Origin of the sequence: Propioniciclava sp. MC1683 (assembly GCF_014164675.1) — a bacterium.
GTDB lineage: Bacteria > Actinomycetota > Actinomycetes > Propionibacteriales > Propionibacteriaceae > Propioniciclava.
The window spans coordinates 1-18,835 of record NZ_JACJFX010000034.1 but is presented as its reverse complement, the minus strand read 5'-3'; the positions used below and the strand labels follow the sequence as shown (position 1 = coordinate 18,835).

Below are 18,835 nucleotides of genomic sequence, written 5' to 3'. Positions count from 1 at the left end.
GTCATCCTGATCCGGCGACGGGTTGGTCGGCGCGCAGCACGCCGACGAGGCGGCGCAGGTCGACGAGTGCCTCGCGCGCGGCCGATTCCACCCGATCGAGCGCGGTGTGCAGCTCGTCGGGGTCATCGCTGTCCGCGTAGGACATGCCCTGCAGCGAGACCAGCGTGAGCTGCCGGGTCACCAGGTCGTGCAGTTCGCGAGCCAGCAGGTCCTGCTCACGGGAGCGCACCTCCGCCAGGCCGGCGTCGGCCCGGGCGAGGCGCTCACGGCGTTGCTCTGCACGACGCCCCAGGTGTCGGGCGATCAACCCGAGACTGCTGATCACACCGATGACCAGGCCGCTCTGGACGACCAGCGCCGCGATCTCCAGGGGGCTGCCGCCCGTCCAGCCGCCGATGAGAAACACGACCCACACCCCCGCCACCACGACCGCAGCCAGCCGGGGTGGCAGCCAGGCACCCGCCACGAACAGCGCGTAGACGATCAGGGTGACCAGGGCCGACCAGGTCCCCGGGATGGCACGCAACACCCCACCCACGACCAGCGCCACCACGGCTCCCACCCGGGGGCGCCAGATCAGCAGCAGGATGGGCACCGTGGCGACGAGCGCAGCGACGGCCGGGGTGGGCCAGGACACCCAGTCATCCCAGAACATGAGCGGGAGCGTGGCGGACGCCGCCACCCGCCCGGGCGAGGTGCGGGCGGCGGCGCGCAGCCAGTGCCACCGATCCCCGGCCTCGTGGTCCGGCGCGGCATCCCCCTGCGTCGGGAGGTCGGCCTCGACGACCCAGGCGTCGCCAACCGGACCCGCGGTGAGGCTCCCGCCGACCAGCCGGACACGCTCGGCCAGCCCGGGCAGCCCCGCCCCACCGGACAGGCCGGCGGCCCGTTCCGGCGTCCCGTCGGGCAGGGGGTTGGTGATCCCGATGCGGACGCCCCGCGGCGCGTTCGTCAGGCGCAGCACCACCCTGCTGCCCGCGGGGGCATAACGCAGGATGTTCGTGACCGCCTCGGTGAGGATGCGACGGCAGGTGGTTGCCACGAGCGGGTCGAGGACGCCCTCCACCACGGGCGTGGGGTCATCAACGGCGAAGCCGTGGGCCCGCAGCGTCCGGACGGCGGCAAGGACGCTCTGTACCAGCGGCACCTCGTCGTCGAGTTCGTCGACCAGCCCGGTGGGCGTGTCGGACGGCGACCGCAGGCCGTCCAGGAGGACGCGCAGTTCGTCGAGCCCGGCCCGGGCCGCCTGCTCGGAGTGCGCGAGCATCCCCCGCAGGTCGGCCACCTCGTGTGCCTCCCGGTGACCGAGGATGCGCATCAGGATGAGCGACAGTTGGTGGCCCACCACGTCGTGCAGGTCCCGGGCGACCCGGCGGCGCACGTCGGCGCGCACCGATCCCTGGCGCTGGGCCACATCGTCGAGCCGACGCCGCAAGGCGGCACGGTCGAGCGCCTCGGCCCGGATCACCACCCCCAGCACCGTGCCGAGGACGAGCGCGCCCACCGGAAACACCTGATTGGCGACCACCAGGATCACGAGCAGGCCCACCCCGATGTGCCAGCCCCAGCGCGGCCTGGCGATGGTCACGACCAAGGCGAGCACGAAAGCGGACAGGGTCGCGTCCTGGACCGAGGGCACGGCCAGGCTCGCCAACACCAGCGGCACGGCCAGGACGACCCCCCAGCGCGGTCGAACCACGGCCAGCAGCGTCCACGCCACGGTCGCCGCCGCATGCAGCCGGCCGGGCACATCGCCCGGCACGATCAGCCGGATCGCCCACTCGGATCCCGGCGTTCCACTCCGGAACACCGCGAACCCCAGCGCCGCCCACGCCAGGGTCACGAGGACGGCCACCCGCAGCGGTCGCTGCTCGAGCGGTGCCTCGGCGACGGGTACCAGGGGGACGGTCACCCCAGCAGGCTAACGCCGCACCCGGCGGACGGCGTCCCGGGGGTAACTTCCGGCCACATCCGCCGTCCCGGGGGTGGCCGTTCGGCAGGAACCCGGGGCCGCGGCGTCCGGGAGCGGCTTGGGTGGCATCAGGTCAAGCGAAAGGCAACCCCATGAGCATCGACACCCACACCCAGGCCCGACCCGGAGTCCGGCCCGTCACCCACCGCACGGCGCTGGTCGCCGCCCACGACGTGCGCAAGCAGTACCGAGTCGGCAAGCGCGACGTCGAGATCCTGCACGGCATCACCCTGGGCGTCGAACCGGGCGAGATGGTCGCCGTGATGGGGCCTTCCGGGTCGGGCAAGTCGACCCTGCTGTACTGCCTGGCGGGTCTGGAGCGGCCCACCACCGGCGAGGTCGACCTGCTCGGACGCCCCCTGTCGGGGCTGTCGGCCAAGGCGCTGGCCGAGCTGCGCCGCAGCGAGGTCGGGTTCGTCTTCCAGCAGTACAACCTCGTCCCCACCCTCAGCGTGTACGAGAACGTCGCCCTGCCGCACCGCCTGCGGCGCGACACCCCGCCCCGCGACGAGATCCTGGCCACCCTGGAGCTGGTCGGCATCGCCGAGCTCGCCGGCAAGCTGCCGCCGACGCTGTCGGGCGGCGAGCAGCAGCGGGTCGCCCTGGCCCGGGTGCTCGCCCAGCAGCCGCGCATCGTCTTCGCCGACGAACCGACCGGTGCCCTGGACACGCGCACGGGCGCCCAGGTGCTGGCCGCCCTGCAGGACCTGGCCCACGGCGAGGGCCGGTGCGTGCTCACCGTGACCCACGACCCGACCGTCGCCGCCCATTGCGACCGCGTGCTGTTCCTGCGCGACGGACGCCTCGTCCGCGAGCTGGTCGGCCCGACGGCCGAGCAGGTGGCCGGCGTCCTGGCAGGGCTGTCGGAGCGGGTCGAGTCATGAGGCAGCTCTACCGCGCCGAGGTGCGCGGATCGGCGGGCGCGTGGGCGGCCGTGTCGTTCACGTTCGTCGGCCTGGCCTTCGCGCTGGCCCTGTCGCTGATGGTCGCCGACACCGGGATGGCGGCCCACACCAGCGGCCTGCTGACCCTGCCGGAGGCCAGCTCGATCTTCAGCATGGGCTACCTCAACGTCGTGCTGTGCAGTCTGGTCGGGCTCTCGGTGGTCGGCAGCTCCACGAGCCTGGTGGTCAACTCCCGACGGGGCTCGGTGGCCCGGATCGCGCTGGCCGGTGCCACGCCCGGCCAGGTGGTCCAGACGGTCATGGTGCAGCTCGCCGTGGTGTCGATCGCCTGCTCCGTGGCCGGCGCGGTGCTCGCGGTGCCGGCCCTGGCGCCGGCCGTCACCTTCGTCGCCACCACCCGTGACGGCGGCGTCCCGGTGCCGCCGATGGTGTACAACCCGGGCAGCATCGTCCTCGCCGCCCTCGTCACGCTCGGCGTGGCGCTGCTCGGCGGCTGGCGGCAGGCCCGCAGGGCGAGCCGGATCCCCCCGGTGGAAGCGCTGCGCCAGGCCACCATCGGCGTGGAGTCCCGCCACGGCTGGCTCCGCTGGACGATGTTCGGTCTCTGGCTGGTCGTGATCGCCGGGGCGTTCGCGGCCGCGCCGACGATCGTGGCGATGAGCCCGGCGAAGGAGGCGTTCACCAACGTCTTCTTCGTCTCGATGCTCATGCTGGTGGTGGCCGGCGTCGCGCTCGCGGCCGGCGGGCCGCTGACCGTGGGTGGGCTGACCCGCCTGTGGACGGCCGCCATCCCGCCCTCGGCGAGCCCCACCTGGCACCTCGCGCGCAACACGGTGCTGGCCAAGTCCGAACGCCTCAGCCGCTCGGTTGTCCCGGCGATGTTCGCGGTCGGACTGCTCTTCGGCATGGAGGCCATGGGCGCGAGCCTGATCGCCACCGTGTACCTGTTCGACCCGACGACGCAGTTGGAGAACTCGGGGATCGACACCCTGATCCACTTCCTCGGCATGCCGATCGCTTTGGCGCTCCTGGCGTCGGTCGGGTCGCTGGTCATGATGGGGAGGCAGCGGGACGCCGAACTCGCCCTCGCGGGCATCGTCGGGGCCACGCCCGCGCAGCAGCGGGTGCTGCCCGTGATGGAGGGGCTGATCATCAGCGTGACGGCCACGATCCTGGGCCTGGTGATGACCGCCACCTGCCTCGGCTACGCGGCCTTCGGCATCACCTTCACGCAGTGGCCGTTCGTCGGCGTCCTCCCGTGGGCGGTGCTGGTGGCCACGGCCGTGGTGGTCGCGCTGATCACCATCGCGGCCACCGCGCTGCCGACGCTGCCCGCCCTGCGGCTGCCCGCGCCGCGGGTCATCGCGCGGTTGGTGGCGGACTGATCGGCGAGGTCAGCCCTCGGCCGCCGCGCGGGCCCGCAGCCAGGCGACGCCCGCGCGGTGGGCCATGATCCCGTAGTCGAGCGTGGCCACCTGGTAGTGGAACACCCGCTTCGCCTCCGCGGGGAGGCCGTCCCGCGCCGCCTCGAGGTGGGCCGCCAGGCCCTCCAGTTCCTCGAGGCGGTGCTGGGCGGCGTCCGCCATGCCGGTGAGGATGGATGCGCGGTCGGCGGCGTCCTCGACCAGACCGAGGTGGAAGATCCGCGACAGCGCGGCGAGCTCGACGTCGCCCTCGATCTGGCCACGGACCCACGCGTGGAACGCCACCACTCCGTCCTCGGTGATGGTGTGCACCTTCTTGAGCCGGCCGTTCTCGGTGACCTCGGTGACGCCCACGTGACCGGCCGCCACGAGCCCGCGCAGCGCCGACTGCAGGCCGCCGAAGCTGGCCGAGTAGAACTGCGACGCGCCCGCCTGGAACTGCTTGTTCAGCGAGTAGAGCGTCTGCGGCCCGAACGTCAACAGCATGCCGAGGATGAACTGGCCCACGGGGCTTCCTCCTTCCGACACTGTCGGCTATATTCCTGAGCGGGATATATCGCTTCGGTATGTGCCGCTCCGTGATACGAGGAGTGTTCCACATGGACGCCGCCGGATTCGCCGCCACGCTCGACCGCCACCTGTCCCGGACGCCCCACGCCCAGGTCGGCGTCCGCGCGCCGGCCCTCGGCCTCGAGTACGAGGCGGGTCCGACGCTGCCCTTCCATGCCGCCAGCGTCGGCAAGCTCGCCACCACCGCGCTGGTGGGCCAGCTCGTCGAGGCGGACGCCCTGGGTTGGGGCACGCCGGTGGTCGACGTCCTCGGCCCGGCCGAGGTGCGCGGCCTGTTCACCGACCCGGACGCCGTGACCATCGAGCACCTGCTCACCCACACCTCCGGCGTCGCGGACTACTTCGAGGGCAAGGTGACCCACGGCGTCCCGGTCTGGAAGGAGGCCATCGCCCACCCTGAGCGCCGCTGGACGCCGGCCGAGTTGCTGGAGGTCACCCGCGAGCGGCAACGCCCGGTCGGACGCCCCGGCCAGCGGTTCGCCTACTCCGACACCGGGTTCGTGCTGCTGGGACGGGTGCTGGAGGAGGTGACCGGATCGGCCTTCGAGGCACTGGTCCACGAGCGGATCGCCGAACCGCTGGGACTGGACAGCATGTTCCTGCCCGAGCGCACGGTGCCGACCACCGGGTCGACCGAGATCGTGCCCCTGGTGCTGGACCGCACCGACGTCAGCCGCTCCCCCAGCCTGACCTGCGACTGGGCCGGCGGCGGCATCGCGGCGACCACCACCGACTGGCTGACCTTCGGCGCCGCGCTGTTCGACGGCCGATTGGTCGCCCCCGACACCCTCGGCGTGCTCACCGGGCCCCGGAACAAGTTCCGGTCCGGGCTCGACTACGGCGCGGGCACCATGACCGTGCGGTTCGAGGGGTTCGTGCCGTGGGCGCGCGGCTGGCCGCGGCTGGTCGGGCACCTCGGGATCAGCGCGGCCCACCTGTGGCACGACCCCGCCTCGGGCGCGACGATCACGATCAACCTCGGATGGACGCGCCAGATGACGCGCAGCTTCCGCGTGCTGTTCGCGGTGGTGCAGCAGCTGCGCAAGCTCGCGGCGTCCTGATCAGGCTTCCGCCAGGCGGCGCGCGACGCGCAGCACGAGCCGGTCGGCGCCGTGCGCGCCGATGACCTGCACGGCGAGCGGCAGCCCCTCTTCGGAGCGGCCCATGGGCACGCTCACCGCAGGATTGCCGGCCAGGTTCCAGTGGTTGGTGAAGCTGATCGCCGGTGTCGACGCCCCCATGGACGCCGGGGCGCCCCGGTCCCACAACCGGGGCGTGGGCGGCGGGAGCGTCGGGGTGACCGGCGTCAGCAGCACGTCGAGGCGGGTGAACAGCCGAGCCATGTCGGCCGCCATCCGTGACGAGTCGCGCAAGGCCCAGCGCAGCACGCTGTCGGGGATGCTGCGCCCGACCGCGGCCGCCTGGCGGGAGCGGCGCTCGATGCGTCCGGGGTCGTCGAGGCGGTCGACCTCGTCCAGCACGCCGCGGTGGAACTGCACCAGGTACGCCAGCGGCTGCGGCCGCCAGCGCACCGTGCCCCGCTCGACGGCGTGTCCGTCGGAGGCCAGAATCGACGCCGCGTTCTCGACGGCCGCCGCGACCTCGGGTTCGGGGGTGATCCGGTCGTACCAGAGGTTGGGGTGGGGCGCGGTCGAGACGGCGCCGCGGGTCGGCTTGAGCCCGACGATCCCGCACCACGCCGAGGGGATGCGGACCGAACCGCCGGCGTCCCCACCGATGGCGACCGGCACCATGCGCGTGGCCACGGCGACGGCCGAACCGCCCGAGGACCCGCCGGGGCTGCGGCCGGGCGCGACCGGGTTCCTGGTCGCGCCCCAGGCCCCGTCGGTGAACGGCGCCTGCCCGAACTCCGGCATGTGGGTCTTCCCGACGACCACCGCCCCCGCGGCGCGCAGCCGGGCGACGACCTCGGAGTCCACCGCGGCGGGCCCGGTGTTGGCCGACGTGCCGAGCGTCGTGACCAGGCCGGCGACGTCGAGCTGCTCCTTGATCGCGACCGGCACGCCGAACAGCGGCAGCTCTTCCCGCTCGGCGGGCGGACGCCGGTCGAGCGCCTCGGCATCACGGGACGCCCCGGGGTTCAGTTGGCTGAACGCCAGGTGCTGCGGGTCGAGGGCGGCGATCCGGTCTAGGACCGCGACGAGGTGGTCGGCGACCGTCGACGGCCCGTGCCGCAGCGCGGCGGCCAGGGCACGGGCGTCGAGGTCGAGCAGGGAGTCCGTCACACGCGCACGGGGAATGTGAACGGGGTGTCCTCGCTCGAGGTGCCGAGGTACACGGTGTAGTTCCCGGGCCGGACGACGAAGTCGTTGGCGACGTAGTCCCAGACGCCGAACGGGTGGTTGGTCGCGGCCGGGTCGACCGTGATGCTCACCTGCTCCGACGCGCCGGGCGTGACGGTCACCTTCTGGAAGCCGACCAAGCGCTTGGGCGGCTGGCCCTCGACCGGCACCTCGAGGTAGACCTGCACGACCTCGGCACCCTCGCGGTCGCCGGTGTTGGTCACGGTGGCGGTCACCACGAGCGGCTCCCCCGCGCCGGGCGAACCGGTGGCCGCGGCGTCCGAGACCTCGAAGGTGGTGTAGGACAGGCCGTACCCGAAGGGGAACAGGGGCTTGATGCCCTTCTCCTGGAACCAGCGGTACCCGACGAGCAGTTGCTCGGTGTAGCGCATCTTGGGGTAGCCCTCGCCCTCGTCGGTGCCGGGGTAGCGGACGGGGTCGCCGTGGTGCATGAGGTCCTCGGCACGGCGGGCGTAGGTGGTGGGCACCTTGCCCGACGGGTTGACCACGCCCCACAACAGCTCGGGGACGACGTGGCCGTCCTCGGCGCCCTGGTTCCAGACCTCGATCACGGTCTCGGCGGCGTCGATCCACGGCAGGATCATCGGCGCCGAGCTCTTCAGCACCACGACGGCGTTCGGGTTAGCGGTGAGCAGGGCCGCGACCATCGCGTCCTGGTTGTAGGGCAGCTCGGGGGCAGGCATGTCGGCGCCCTCGGTGGCGATCAGGCCGGCCATGATGACCACGACGTCGGCCGCCCTGGCGGCCTCGACGGCGGCGTCCAGGTTCGACTGGTCGCGCTCGACGACGACCAGCTTGGGGCTGGCTGGCGTCGCTGCCGATGTCTCTCAGCACGTCCTCCATGCCCGGCAGCGGGTCGACGGTGTAGAGGGGGTCGACCTTGGACGAGCCGCCGCCGCCGCCCTGGCAGGCGTACTGGGCGAAGCTGTCCATGCCGACGATGAGCACCTTGCCGGCGTCCTTGGCGAGCGGCAGGCGTCCGGCGTCGTTCTTGAGCAGGACGGCCATCTGCTGGCCCATCCGGCGGCTGATCGCGCCGTGCTCGGCGGCCGGGATCTCGGTGGGCGCGTACGGCTTCTCGAAGTGCCCGAACCGGAACATCTGCGTGAACCGGCGCACCAGCGCACGGTCGAGGGTCGCCATCTCCCGCGACGTGTCGTTCAGCGCGTTCTGGACGTTCGTCGCGTTGAGCCACTGGGCGTCGGGCATCTCGAGGTCGAGGCCGGCGTCTCATGATCGACGCGACGTCGCCGTCCTTGCAGTTCATCTCGAACGGCAGCAGGTACAGCTCGCGCAGCACCTGCTCGTCGACCTCGACGCTGTTGCGGAACCGCTCGTACTCCTGGTCGTTGACGACGTAGTGCTTGGCCATCGCGATGACGTCGTTGGCCTGGATCGCCTTCGTCACCTCGACGCCCATGACGCCGGTGAGGTACGGGTCCTCGGAGAAGTACTCGAAGTTGCGCCCGCCGATCGGGGTGCGGTGCAGGCACAGGCCCGGCCCCTCCAGCACGTGCTGGCCGAGGTGCACGCACTCCTTCCCGATCAGGTCGCCGTACTCGTGGGCGAGTTCGGGGTCGAAGGACGCCGCCACACCGATGGTCATCGGCAGGGCGGTCGCCGGCGGAGAGGGCGTCCCGTCACCCATCCGACGCCCACCGGGCCATTGGTGATGCGCATGCGCGGGATGCCGAGGCGGTCGTTCGCCTTCACGTGCCGCTCGACGCGGATCTGCGCGGCGAGCTGCTCCATCTCCTCGGCGGTCTCGGCCTTGTTGGACAGGCCGTAGATGTCGATCGTCTCCATGTTGCCGTGGAGCTGCTCGATCTTCTCCTCCAGCGCCATCGCCTCGACCAGGGCGATCGCCCGGTCGCGGGGGCTCAGGGCGGCGTCCATCCAGGGGCGCGCGGCGGTGTCGGTCATGCCGACAGCTATCCGCACGGACGCCTTCCGCGCGGGTGTTCCGCCGAAACGACCAACGGTGGGGAGGGCTCCCCGTCGACGCCCCAGCCCCCGGCAAGGAGGTTTGCTAAGGTGCAGAGCAGACCCCGACCCCGACACCCCACCGAGGTTCCTCCATGCGCCTGCGCTCGTCGCTGCTCGCCGCCCTCTCCACCCTGGCCCTGCTCGCCGGCTGCACGGGGGACGGCCCCGGCCCGATCCAGCTCCCCGGCGGGGGCTCGCTGCCCGGAGGTGGCCCCGCCGTCGAGGTGCGCGCCGAACGCGCCCCGGCGGGGACGGAGGAGGACGTCAGCGTCCGCGTCGACGAGGTGACCCGCGTCGGCGACGACCTCGCCATCGCCCTCACCCTGGCCACCTCGCGCCAGGAGGCCCGCCTGTACGAGCACGCCGTCGAGGCGACCACGAACACCGGCCAGCGCATCCGGGGCACCGCCGGCGAGGACCTCCGCATCCCCGAGCGCTCCACCGCCCCGGCGACCCTGCACCTCCCCCTGCCCGAGGGCGAGGTGTCCACGCTGTCGTTCCAGGTGGGCACCCGGTGGCCGACCGTCTCCGTGCCCGTGCCGGCGGAGGACGGGTCCTTCGTCTGGGCTCCCGCCCCGCTGCGACAGGTCGGTCTCGAGCAGCGCCCCGTGCGCAACAACGACGCCGAACTGGTGCTGGACGCGATCCGCTCCGAGGGCATGGTGACCGAGGTCGAGGTGCACGGCTCGGGGCTGACCCGCGGGCGTCTCGAGATCTGCCGCTACGGCAACCGCTGCACCCTCGTCGAGGCCGACGGCACCACGCACCCCTTCATCGAGGGCCCCGACCAGGAGCGGCCCCCGGCCGACGCGCGCGTGCGCGGCACCCTGCGCTTCCTCGGTGAGCTCGACCCCGAGGCCACCGACCTCACCCTCACGCTGAACACCGGCTCCGGCGGCCCGCTCGACCCGCAGCGGGTCACCCTGCCGACGCACGCGGACTCCCCCACCGTCGCGGCCGCCGGCGACCTGTCCCGCCCGCCGTTCGAGGTCGAGCCGGTGACGCTGCGCCACGAGGAGACCGGGGCCGAGGTGACGGTCACCGGCCTCGACGTGCTGTCGGACCACGTCCAGATGCACATCACCGCCAAGGGCGGCGAGCGTCCCCTCCGCCTCGACCGGACGCCCGGCACGTACGAGGGCAGCGCGCTGATCGAGCCCAACGGGTTCCGCCACACCATCCAGGTGCCCGCCGACTCCGAGCTCACGCTACGCCCCGGCGACACGCTCGAGGCCAGCCTCGTCTTCCAGGGCTCGGTGGGCGCCGACATCACGCAGCTGACCCTCGAGCTCGGCGGCCGCTACACGGAGGGCGAGGCGCTCACGACGTCGTTCACCATCCCGACCACCGACGGGGCCGCGCCCGAGGCGTCCGGAACGCTGGGTGGGGTGGAGACCGACCCCGTGGCGGCGCCAACCCCGCGCGCCACGCCGGACGTCCCCCAGCCGACGGCCAAGCCTGACGAGACCGCCACGCCGCGTGCGACCGCCGGTGCGCTCCGCGTGGACGACATCCAGCCCCTGCCGCAGACCACGGTCGCGGTGATCGGCCCCGTGCGCACCGCCATCGCCGGCGTCACGCCACCCGGCCAGACGGCGTCCGCCGACGACGTGGACGCCAAGGCCGAGGCCGAGGCCCAGCGCACGCTGCAGGACCTGGGCGCCCAGCGCACCCCGGACGGCTGGGTGCTGACCCTGCCCGAGACGGTGCTGTTCGACTACAACGAGGCCGACATCAAGCCCGCCGCGGCGACCAAGCTCACCGAGGTCGCGGAGCTGCTGGCCTACTTCGACCGGGCGCAGGTCGCCGTCCAAGGCCACACCGACACCGACGGCAGCGCCGAGCACAACCAGGACCTGTCCCAGCGCCGTGCCCAGGCGGTCGCGGACGCGCTGTCCGGCCAGGGCGTCGCGTCGTCGCGCATGACCGTGGAGGGCTTCGGGTTCGACCGGCCGGTGGCGTCGAACGCCGACGACGCCGGCAAGGCCAAGAACCGCCGCGTGGAGATCGTGCTGCGCGAGAACGCCTGACGCGTCAGGCGGCGGTGAGGCGGCGCCACAGCGCGTCGACGGACGCCTCGAGCTCGGCCCGGGTGCCGGTGTTGTCGACCACGTGGTCGGCCACGGCGAGCCGGTCGTCGCGGGACGCCTGGGCGGCCAGGCGGGCCATCGCCTCGTCGCGCGTGAAGCCGTCCCGGCGGCGCAGGCGCTCGACCTGCACCTCCTCGGGGACGTCGACCACGATGACCTCGTCGAACCGGCCGGCCAACCCGACCTCGACCAGCAGCGGGATCACGTCGATGACGACGGCACCCTCGGGGGCCGCGACGCGCAGGGCGTCGGCCCGGGCCCGGATGCGGGGGTGGGTGATCGCCTCGAGGTCGGCGCGGGCGGCGGGGTCGGCGAAGACGATGGCCCCTAGGGCGGGCCGGTCAAGGGCGCCGTCGTCACGCAGGACGCCCTCGCCGAATCGCTCGACGATCGCGGCGAGCCCGGGGGTCCCGGGCTCGACGACCTCACGGGCGCTGACGTCGGAGTCGATGATCACCGCCCCGCGCTCGGCGAGCAGATCGGCCACGGAGGACTTGCCCGAGGCGATCCCCCCGGTCAACGCGATGCGCTTGGTCACGCGGCCATCCTGCCACGGCGGGTGGACCTTCCCCGGCGACAGGTATCTTGATGTCGAGACGTTCGGGAGGGGGTGCGCGTGTACCGGTTGATCTTCTGGCCCGTCCTCGCGCCCTCGTTCCTGCTCGGCGTGGCGAGCGGGGCCATGGTTCCGGTGCTCGTGCTGGGCGCGCTGGCCTTGGGCGCTTCCCCCGCGCTGGCGGCCGGGATCGTTGCGATGGCCGGGGCGACGGCGCTGGCCGTGACGGTTCCCGTCGGGGTGTTCATCGACCGCGTCGGCGAACGACGGGCCATGGCGATCGCCACGGCCGCGGCCGACGGCTCGATCCTGCTGGCCGTGGTGGCGCTGGCTGGCCGGCTCGGTGTGGACGGTCGTGGTCGCGCCGTGGACCCGCCTCCCCGGCCGCTCCCCGCGTCGGCCGGACTGACCCTCCGCGTGGGTACCGTGGGTCCCATGCCGTCGTCGCCCCTGGCACGCCCCCGCCGCGTCCTCGCGTCCGCCCTCGTCGCCCTCCCCCTGACCGCGTGCAGCCTCGCCCCGGCCCCCTCCCCGTCGCCAATAACGTCCGCGCCCTCCCCGACGGCGGGGGCGACGACGGCCGCGTCCACGCCCGAACCCGCCCCGGCGTCCGCACCCACGGTCGTGGGGCTGGGCGACTCGATCATGGCGGGCACCAACTGCGCCTGCGCCGGGCCGCTGGCCGCGTACGCCGACGCCGTCGAGCGCGCGGGGGGCGCGCGTCCGGAAGTCACCAACCTGGGGGTCGCCGGCTGGACGAGCCAGGACCTGCGCAGCTTCGTGCTCACCGACCCCGACGCCCGGGCCGCGCTGGCCGGGGCCGACACCGTGGTGGTGGTCATCGGGGCCAACGACCTGTTCCGCATGGGTGGGCCCTCGGACACGGCCCGGGCCACGACGCTGCCGCGGAAGGTCCTCCTGCTGCACGCCGGGGTGGGCGCCGCCCTCCAGGCCATCCGCGAGGTTGCTGGCGACGGCCCGGACACCTACCTCGTCGCCGGCTACTGGGACATCCTCGCCCCGTCGGGCCGGTCGACGCCCAGAGCGCCGCGACCACGGCCGCGGTCAACGAGGCCCTGCGCGCCGCCGTCGAGGACAGCGGGATGGACTACGTCGACCTGGCCTCGGCGTTCGCGGCCTCCGGCGACGTGGCCGCGCTGATCTCCGACGACGGCCTGCACCCCAACGCGGAGGGCATCCGGGTCATCGGCGAGGCACTGGCCGCCGCGCACCCCTGACCCCGAACGCGACGGTGCCCCGCTCCACGAGGGAGCGGGGCACCGTTTCGTCAGATGACGGGGGGCGTCAGTTGGCGCCGCCGGTCAGCTTGTCGCGCAGGGCCTGCAGGGCCTCGTCGGAGGCCAGCGAACCCTCGGGGGCGCTGGTCGACGTGGAACCGGCGGAGTAGGACGCGGCGGACGCGGCCTCGACGGCGGCCTGCGACTCGGCGGCCTCCGCCTCCTCGACCTGCTTCTTGTGGGCCAGCCAACGGGCCTGCGCCTCGGCGTACTGCTGCTCCCAGGCGCGCTGCTGCTCCTCGTAGCCGGGCTTCCACTCCTGGGTCTCCGGGTCGAAGCCCTCGGGGTAGATGTAGTTGCCCTGGTCGTCGTAGCTGGCGGTCATGCCGTACAGCGACGGGTCGAAGTCGTCAGCGGCGACGTCGACACCCTCGTTGGCCTGCTTGAGGCTCAGCGAGATGCGGCGACGCTCGAGGTCGATGTCGATGATCTTGACCATGACCTCGTCGTTGACGGCGACGACCTGCTCGGGGATCTCCACGTGGCGCTCGGCCAGCTCGGAGACGTGCACCAGGCCCTCGATGCCCTCGCCCACGCGGACGAACGCACCGAACGGAACCAGCTTCGTGACCTTGCCGGGCACGATGTGGCCGATCTGGTGGGTGCGGGCGAAGGTCTGCCACGGGTCTTCCTGGGTGGCCTTCAGCGACAGGGAGACGCGCTCGCGGTCCATGTCGACGTCGAGCACCTCGACCGTGACCTCCTGGCCCACCTCGACGACCTCGGACGGGTGGTCGATGTGCTTCCAGGACAACTCGGAGACGTGCACGAGGCCGTCCACACCGCCGAGGTCGACGAACGCACCGAAGTTGACGATGCTCGAGACGACACCCTTGCGGATCTGGCCCTTGGCCAGCTGGTTGAGGAAGGTGTGGCGCACCTCGGACTGGGTCTGCTCCAGCCAAGCGCGGCGGGACAGCACCACGTTGTTGCGGTTCTTGTCCAGCTCGATGATCTTCGCCTCGAGCTCCTGGCCCACGTAGGGCTGCAGGTCGCGGACGCGACGCATCTCCACCAGCGACGCGGGCAGGAAGCCGCGCAGGCCGATGTCGACGATGAGACCACCCTTGACGACCTCGATGACGCGGCCGGTGACGACCCCGTCCTCCTCCTTGACCTTCTCGATCGTGCCCCAGGCGCGCTCGTACTGGGCGCGCTTCTTGGACAGGATCAGGCGGCCTTCCTTGTCCTCCTTCTGCTGGACGAGGGCCTCGATCTCGTCGCCCACGGAGACGACGTCGAAGGGGTCCACATCGTGCTTGATGGAGAGTTCCTTGGAAGGGATGACACCTTCGGTCTTGTAGCCGATGTCGAGCAGGACCTCGTCCCGGTCGACCTTGACGACGGTGCCGGTGACGATGTCACCGTCGTTGAAGTACTTGATAGTGGCGTCGACGGCCTGGGCGAATTCCTCGGCGGTGGCGAAATCGTCGACTGCGACCTGAGCGGCCTCAGGAGTGGAGGTCATGTAGTAGGGCTCCGATGACTGGATGGATCTGGACGTGGTGGTGTGTTCCTGTGGCGCCGACCCCACTCGGTCCGGAGGAGGGCAGAACGCACCGGTTCACCAGCTTACTTGCCGGGACCGTGGGCGCGCAAAAGGCCCGCGCCAGGTTGCCGGTACGTGGGACGCCCCGCACCCGGGTCGGGTAGGGGGCGTCCGTGGAATTGCGCTCAGGCGTGGGCCCCGGCCAACTCGGGCTCGGCGTCCGCGATGACCTTGTGGCCGTTGTAGACGTCCTCGTCGAGGATGCCGTTGCGCTTGGCCACGATCGTCGGGATCAGCGACTGGCCGGCCACGTTGGTGGCGGTGCGGGCCATGTCGAGGATCGGGTCGATCGCCAGCAGCAGGCCGACGCCCTCCAGGGGCAGGCCGAGCGTCGACAGGGTCAGCGTCAGCATGACGATGGCGCCGGTGAGGCCGGCGGTGGCCGCCGAGCCGACCACGGCGACGAACGCGATCAGCACGTAGTGCTGCAGGCCGAGATGGATGTCGAACAGCTGCGCGACGGTGATCGCGGCGAGGGCCGGGTAGATGGCGGCGCAGCCGTCCATCTTGGTGGTGGCGCCCAACGGCACCGCGAAGCTGGCGTAGCTGCGCGGGACGCCCAGCTTGTAGACCGTGTTGCTCTGGGTGACGGGCAGCGTGCCCAGCGAGCTGCGGGTGACGAAGGCGAGGGTGATGGACTCCCAGGCGCCGGCGAACCAGCGGCGCACCGACAGGCCGTGCGCCTTCAGCAGGAGCGGGTAGAGCCCGAACACCACCAGGGCGCAGCCGAGGTACACGTCGAGGGTGAAGATGCCCAGCGGCGCGATGAGGTCCCAGCCGTAGGTGGCGACGGCGCGGCCGATGAGGCCGGCGGTGCCGATCGGGGCGAGGAGGATGATCCACCACACGAGCTTCTGGAAGATCGCCAGCAGCGACTCCGCGACGTTGATGAACGGGGCGGCCTTCTCCCCCACCGCGAGCGCGGCGGCGCCGAGCACGATGCCGAGCACGACGAGCTGCAGCACGTTGAAGTTGAGGCTGGTCGCCACCGTGGCGGCCTCGGCGTTGAAGCGGCTGGACGCCTCGAGCCCGAACACGTTGGCCGGGACGAGGCCCTTGATGAAGTCGAGCCAGGTGCCCTGGGTCGCGACGGCCTTCGCGCCCTCGGTGCCGATGGACGCCGAGGCGCCCGGGTTGGTCAGCACGCCCAGGCCGATGCCGATCAGCACCGAGATGAACGCGGTGATCGCGAACCAGACGAGCGTCTGGACGGCCAGCTTGGCCGCGTTCGCGACGTGGCGCAGCTGGGTGATGGAGACGATGAGCGCGGTCAGGACGAGCGGGACGACGATGACGCGCAGCAGCTGCACGAAGATCGTGCCAACGGTCGAGAGCAGCTCCTTGAGCCAGGCGACGTCGAAGGTGCGCGCGACCCAGCCGAGCAGGACGCCGACGACGAGGCCGGCCAGGACCTGGGCCCAGAAGGGGAAGGCCGGCTTGCGCCGGGCGGTGGGGGCGGCGTCGGACGCCGCGGGTGCGGTGGACATGGTGGTGCCTTTCACGGGTGGTTCAGTGGGTGTCCGCCGAATGTGGTCCCTCGACCCGAGGACACGTGCACCACGTTCAAGGAGCACATGTCGAGAGCAGGACGAGCGAGCAGGCCGACGGGGCGCCAAGAGGCGCGGTGGGACGCTGGGGGCGAAGGCTCAGCCCCGACAACCACAGGTGCTGCGCAGGCAGAGGTCGACGTCGAGTCGACGCCAGAAGCCCGTCATGCTGCACCCCCTCAGAAGAAGTTGACCCGTGAACCATACGCCCACGCGGGGTGGGCGTCGAGAACCGTCCGGCAACCGAGGCAACCGGCGTGTCGGGCTCGCGTCAGGAGCGCCACCACGTGTCGTGGATGGTGACCGGGATCGTCCGCTTGTGGCGGGTGCGGCGCCACGTGGTCTCGATGCGCTCGGCGGCGGCGTCCGGCACGTCGCGGCCCTCGAGGTAGTCGTCGATGTGGTCGTAGCTGATGCCCAGCTCGTCCTCGTCGGGGCGTCCAGCGTTGCCGTCGAGCAGGTCGGCGGTGGGCACCTTGGCCCACAGGCGCTCGGGGGCGCCCAGGTGCTGCAGGAGCTGGCGGTTCTGGCGCTTGTTCAGGCCGAACAGGGGCAGGATGTCGGCGGCCCCGTCACCGAACTTGGTGAAGAAGCCCATCACGGACTCGGCCCCGTGGTCGGTGCCGATCACCAGCAGTCCGTTGTCGCCGGCGACCGCGTACTGGGCGACCATGCGCAGGCGGGCCTTCACGTTGCCCTTGTTGAAGTCGGTCATGTCCTCGCCGACGGCGGTGTCGTACTCGGAATCGAAGCCGTCCACGGCCGGGGCGATGTTGTACGTGATCGCCCGGTCGGCGGCGACGAACTCGATGGCGGCTGCCGCGTCGGCCTCGTCGTGCTGCACCTTGTAGGGCAGGCGCATCGCGATGAAGGTGGCCTCGCCCCCGTCCGCGCGCACCCGCTCGACGGCCATCTGTGCGAGCCGGCCGGACAGCGTGGAGTCCAGCCCCCCGGAGATGCCGAGCACGAAGCCCTTGGTGCGCGTCTCGGCCAGGTAGTCGACCAGGAACTGGACCCGCGCCTCCACCTCGGCGGCGGGGTCGATCTCGGGCTTGACGCCGAACTCGTCGACGATGGTCTGCTGCAGCTCACGCATGGTGGCCATTGTGGCCCATCCGCCGAGGGCTTGGGTTTCGCGCGCCGAGGGCTCTACTCCTGCCCCACCAGCGCAGCGACGATGGACGCCGCGGGCTCGGCCCGGGGCGCCGCCCCCTCCCCCACCCACAGCGGCGTGAAGTCCAGACTCCCGGACGCCTCGGCCGCTGCCCGCAGCGGGCCCATCGCCCCGCCGGCCAGCGGGAACTTCGGCGCGAGGGGCGAAAAACTCAAGCCCTCGGCGCCGCCCAGCTCGCGGATGGCCCGGTTGACCAGGCCGCGTGCGGGGCGGCGCCTCAGCGACCGTCGTGGCGGTCGACATGACCACGGCTCCCCACCCCCACACCCGGGAGAGCAGGTCGGGCTCGGGCAGGCCGAAGTGGAAGCTCACCACGGGCGGGGCGAACGCGGCCAGCACCTCGCCCGCCTCGGCCGAGAACGGCGCCCGCCCGGGTCCGGCGGGTGCATCGGCGGCCACCCCGAGCTCGGCGAAGTACGGCGCCAAGGCGGCACGCCAGCGCGCCTCGGCGTCGGCGTCGGGCGCCGGTGGGGTGTGGGCGAAGAAGTTCACGTTGTACGGCACCCCCGCCTCCCGGAGGCGGGACAGCTCGGCGCGGAGGGCGTCCGGGCTCAGCATCGCGGCGGGCAGGGACCCGAGCGCGCCGACCTGCCCCACCGCGATCGCGAGCGCGCTGCCCTGCACGCCCGCCATGGGGGCCTGGATCAGGGGGTACCGGGTGCCGAACAGGGCTGCGAGGTCGACCATGGTGCCATCGTGCCCCCTCCACTAGCGTGTCGTCATGAGCGGAACCGCAGACGTCTACACGCAGGCCACCCTGTCCCCCTCCAAGCTCGAGCTGCTCGCCCCCTGGCTCGTGCAGCAGTCCTGGTTCGAGGGCGATGCCGCCGACCTCGAGCGGGTCGCGTTCTTCCGATTCGTGGACCCCGACGGCGAGGTGGGCCTCGACTCGATGCTCATCGCGTCGGGCGGCGCGATCTACCACGTGCCGGTCACATGGCGGGGGTCCGAACTCGAGGGCGGCGAGCTCATCGGCACCCTCGATCACTCCGAGCTGGGCACCCGCTACGGCTACGACGCGACCACCGACCCGGTCTACGTCTCCGAACTCGTGCGCGTGATCACCGAGGGCGACACCGGCTCGCCCATCACCAACGTCGAGACCGGCGAGCCGCTGCCCGCCACCGCCGAGGTCGTCGGCTCGGGCGTCACGCCGGGCGTGGACGCCCAGGGTGCGGTCCGCCTGATCCGGGTTCTGGACGCCGAGCACGAGGACACCCACGCCGCCCGCGGCGTGCTCACCGCCACGTGGACCCACGACGGCGTCGAGCGCGAGGACGTCCTCGCCGTCCTGCGCTGACCCGGCAGCCGGCTCAGACGGTATGAGCAGCTCCTCTTGTGTGAGGGGTTGCGGGCCAGGGCCTCTCTCGCGCATGTTCGTGGGTTACCGAACGAGGGTGGTCCTTGGTTCGGCCTATCCACAGTCGTGAGGAGGCCCCG

Annotated in this window: 15 protein-coding genes and 2 pseudogenes; 6 read left to right on the top strand and 11 right to left on the bottom strand. The window is 72.3% G+C overall.

Going from position 1 to position 18,835, the window contains the following annotated elements; genetic code table 11:
- Window position 1: 1 nt before the first annotated feature.
- The gene (locus tag H5397_RS14710; protein ID WP_182818335.1) at window positions 2-1,912 is read right to left on the bottom strand and encodes a histidine kinase; all 1,911 of its coding nucleotides are present in this window, start codon (window positions 1,910-1,912) and stop codon (window positions 2-4) included.
- Window positions 1,913-2,064: 152 nt separating this feature from the next.
- On the opposite strand from H5397_RS14710, the gene H5397_RS14705 reads away from it, so the two are divergent.
- Together H5397_RS14705 and H5397_RS14700 are read left to right on the top strand one after the other, a co-directional pair.
- Window positions 2,065-2,856 carry an ABC transporter ATP-binding protein gene (locus H5397_RS14705; RefSeq protein WP_182818334.1) on the top strand — a complete coding sequence of 264 codons (792 nt, stop codon included), beginning with the start codon at window positions 2,065-2,067 and terminating at the stop codon, window positions 2,854-2,856.
- The gene (locus H5397_RS14700; protein ID WP_182818332.1) at window positions 2,853-4,262 is read left to right on the top strand and encodes an FtsX-like permease family protein; all 1,410 of its coding nucleotides are present in this window, start codon (window positions 2,853-2,855) and stop codon (window positions 4,260-4,262) included. The genes H5397_RS14705 and H5397_RS14700 overlap by 4 nt, the downstream gene beginning before the upstream one ends.
- 9 nt (window positions 4,263-4,271) lie before the next feature.
- On the opposite strand, the gene H5397_RS14695 is transcribed toward H5397_RS14700, so the two are convergent.
- Window positions 4,272-4,808 carry a helix-turn-helix transcriptional regulator gene (locus H5397_RS14695; RefSeq protein WP_182818331.1) on the bottom strand — a complete coding sequence of 179 codons (537 nt, stop codon included), beginning with the start codon at window positions 4,806-4,808 and terminating at the stop codon, window positions 4,272-4,274.
- A 92-nt stretch (window positions 4,809-4,900) separates the two neighbouring features.
- Between H5397_RS14695 and H5397_RS14690 the strand changes: the two genes are divergently transcribed.
- Entirely contained in the window at window positions 4,901-5,932 is a 1,032-nt protein-coding gene (locus H5397_RS14690; RefSeq protein ID WP_182818329.1) for a serine hydrolase, read from the top strand.
- Here the strand turns inward: H5397_RS14690 and H5397_RS14685 are convergent, their stop codons facing one another.
- The 5 genes and pseudogenes from H5397_RS14685 to H5397_RS17750 all read right to left on the bottom strand — a co-directional run bounded on the left by H5397_RS14685 (window position 5,933) and on the right by H5397_RS17750 (window position 9,118).
- Complete coding sequence (locus tag H5397_RS14685; protein WP_182818328.1) at window positions 5,933-7,117, bottom strand: amidase family protein; 1,185 nt, start codon at window positions 7,115-7,117, stop codon at window positions 5,933-5,935.
- The gene (locus H5397_RS17760) at window positions 7,114-7,911 is read right to left on the bottom strand and encodes a glycoside hydrolase family 3 C-terminal domain-containing protein (RefSeq protein WP_255438957.1); all 798 of its coding nucleotides are present in this window, start codon (window positions 7,909-7,911) and stop codon (window positions 7,114-7,116) included. Before H5397_RS17760 ends, H5397_RS14685 begins: the two co-directional genes overlap by 4 nt.
- A complete protein-coding gene (locus tag H5397_RS18510) occupies window positions 7,817-8,404 on the bottom strand; it encodes a glycoside hydrolase family 3 C-terminal domain-containing protein (protein ID WP_255438956.1) in 588 nt (195 codons plus the stop codon). Before H5397_RS18510 ends, H5397_RS17760 begins: the two co-directional genes overlap by 95 nt.
- Before the next feature lie 79 nt (window positions 8,405-8,483).
- Window positions 8,484-8,801: pseudogene (locus H5397_RS18505) on the bottom strand (glycoside hydrolase family 3 N-terminal domain-containing protein); the annotation flags it as partial.
- A complete protein-coding gene (locus H5397_RS17750; protein ID WP_220492314.1) occupies window positions 8,798-9,118 on the bottom strand; it encodes a hypothetical protein in 321 nt (106 codons plus the stop codon). The gene H5397_RS17750 and the pseudogene H5397_RS18505, both read right to left, overlap by 4 nt.
- A 155-nt stretch (window positions 9,119-9,273) precedes the next feature.
- Between H5397_RS17750 and H5397_RS14675 the strand changes: the two genes are divergently transcribed.
- Window positions 9,274-11,211 (top strand): OmpA family protein, encoded by a 1,938-nt coding sequence (locus H5397_RS14675; RefSeq protein ID WP_182818327.1) that lies wholly within the window; start codon window positions 9,274-9,276, stop codon window positions 11,209-11,211.
- 4 nt (window positions 11,212-11,215) lie between these two features.
- Here H5397_RS14675 and coaE read toward each other — a convergent pair whose 3' ends face one another.
- Window positions 11,216-11,809, bottom strand: coding sequence for a dephospho-CoA kinase (gene coaE, locus H5397_RS14670; protein WP_208091142.1), 594 nt, complete (start codon window positions 11,807-11,809; stop codon window positions 11,216-11,218).
- A gap of 144 nt (window positions 11,810-11,953) precedes the next feature.
- On the opposite strand from coaE, the pseudogene H5397_RS18500 reads away from it, so the two are divergent.
- Window positions 11,954-13,065: pseudogene (locus H5397_RS18500) on the top strand (SGNH/GDSL hydrolase family protein).
- Between the two features lie 67 nt (window positions 13,066-13,132).
- Here the strand turns inward: H5397_RS18500 and rpsA are convergent.
- The 3 genes from rpsA to nadE all read right to left on the bottom strand — a co-directional run bounded on the left by rpsA (window position 13,133) and on the right by nadE (window position 18,082).
- Window positions 13,133-14,593 (bottom strand): 30S ribosomal protein S1, encoded by a 1,461-nt coding sequence (rpsA, locus tag H5397_RS14660; protein ID WP_182818325.1) that lies wholly within the window; start codon window positions 14,591-14,593, stop codon window positions 13,133-13,135.
- Between the two features lie 206 nt (window positions 14,594-14,799).
- On the bottom strand, window positions 14,800-16,161 hold the full coding sequence (locus H5397_RS14655; RefSeq protein WP_182818324.1) for a dicarboxylate/amino acid:cation symporter: 1,362 nt from the start codon (window positions 16,159-16,161) through the stop codon (window positions 14,800-14,802).
- A 331-nt stretch (window positions 16,162-16,492) separates the two neighbouring features.
- A complete protein-coding gene (gene nadE / locus H5397_RS18685; protein ID WP_220492313.1) occupies window positions 16,493-18,082 on the bottom strand; it encodes an ammonia-dependent NAD(+) synthetase in 1,590 nt (529 codons plus the stop codon).
- A gap of 34 nt (window positions 18,083-18,116) precedes the next feature.
- On the opposite strand from nadE, the gene H5397_RS14640 reads away from it, so the two are divergent.
- Window positions 18,117-18,695 (top strand): hypothetical protein, encoded by a 579-nt coding sequence (locus tag H5397_RS14640; RefSeq protein ID WP_182818321.1) that lies wholly within the window; start codon window positions 18,117-18,119, stop codon window positions 18,693-18,695.
- Window positions 18,696-18,835 lie beyond the last annotated feature (140 nt).

What these genes read in the sequence shown, in the direction of transcription:
- H5397_RS14655 (WP_182818324.1), bottom strand. Translation starts at nt 16,161, where the DNA reads ATGTCCACCGCACCCGCGGCGTCCGACGCCGCCCCCACCGCCCGGCGC.
- H5397_RS14675 (WP_182818327.1), top strand. Translation starts at nt 9,274, where the DNA reads ATGCGCCTGCGCTCGTCGCTGCTCGCCGCCCTCTCCACCCTGGCCCTG.
- H5397_RS17760 (WP_255438957.1), bottom strand. Translation starts at nt 7,911, where the DNA reads ATGGCCGGCCTGATCGCCACCGAGGGCGCCGACATGCCTGCCCCCGAG.
- rpsA (WP_182818325.1), bottom strand. Translation starts at nt 14,593, where the DNA reads ATGACCTCCACTCCTGAGGCCGCTCAGGTCGCAGTCGACGATTTCGCC.
- H5397_RS18510 (WP_255438956.1), bottom strand. Translation starts at nt 8,404, where the DNA reads ATGCCCGACGCCCAGTGGCTCAACGCGACGAACGTCCAGAACGCGCTG.
- H5397_RS14705 (WP_182818334.1), top strand. Translation starts at nt 2,065, where the DNA reads ATGAGCATCGACACCCACACCCAGGCCCGACCCGGAGTCCGGCCCGTC.
- H5397_RS14700 (WP_182818332.1), top strand. Translation starts at nt 2,853, where the DNA reads ATGAGGCAGCTCTACCGCGCCGAGGTGCGCGGATCGGCGGGCGCGTGG.
- H5397_RS17750 (WP_220492314.1), bottom strand. Translation starts at nt 9,118, where the DNA reads ATGACCGACACCGCCGCGCGCCCCTGGATGGACGCCGCCCTGAGCCCC.
- H5397_RS14640 (WP_182818321.1), top strand. Translation starts at nt 18,117, where the DNA reads ATGAGCGGAACCGCAGACGTCTACACGCAGGCCACCCTGTCCCCCTCC.
- nadE (WP_220492313.1), bottom strand. Translation starts at nt 18,082, where the DNA reads ATGGTCGACCTCGCAGCCCTGTTCGGCACCCGGTACCCCCTGATCCAG.
- H5397_RS14690 (WP_182818329.1), top strand. Translation starts at nt 4,901, where the DNA reads ATGGACGCCGCCGGATTCGCCGCCACGCTCGACCGCCACCTGTCCCGG.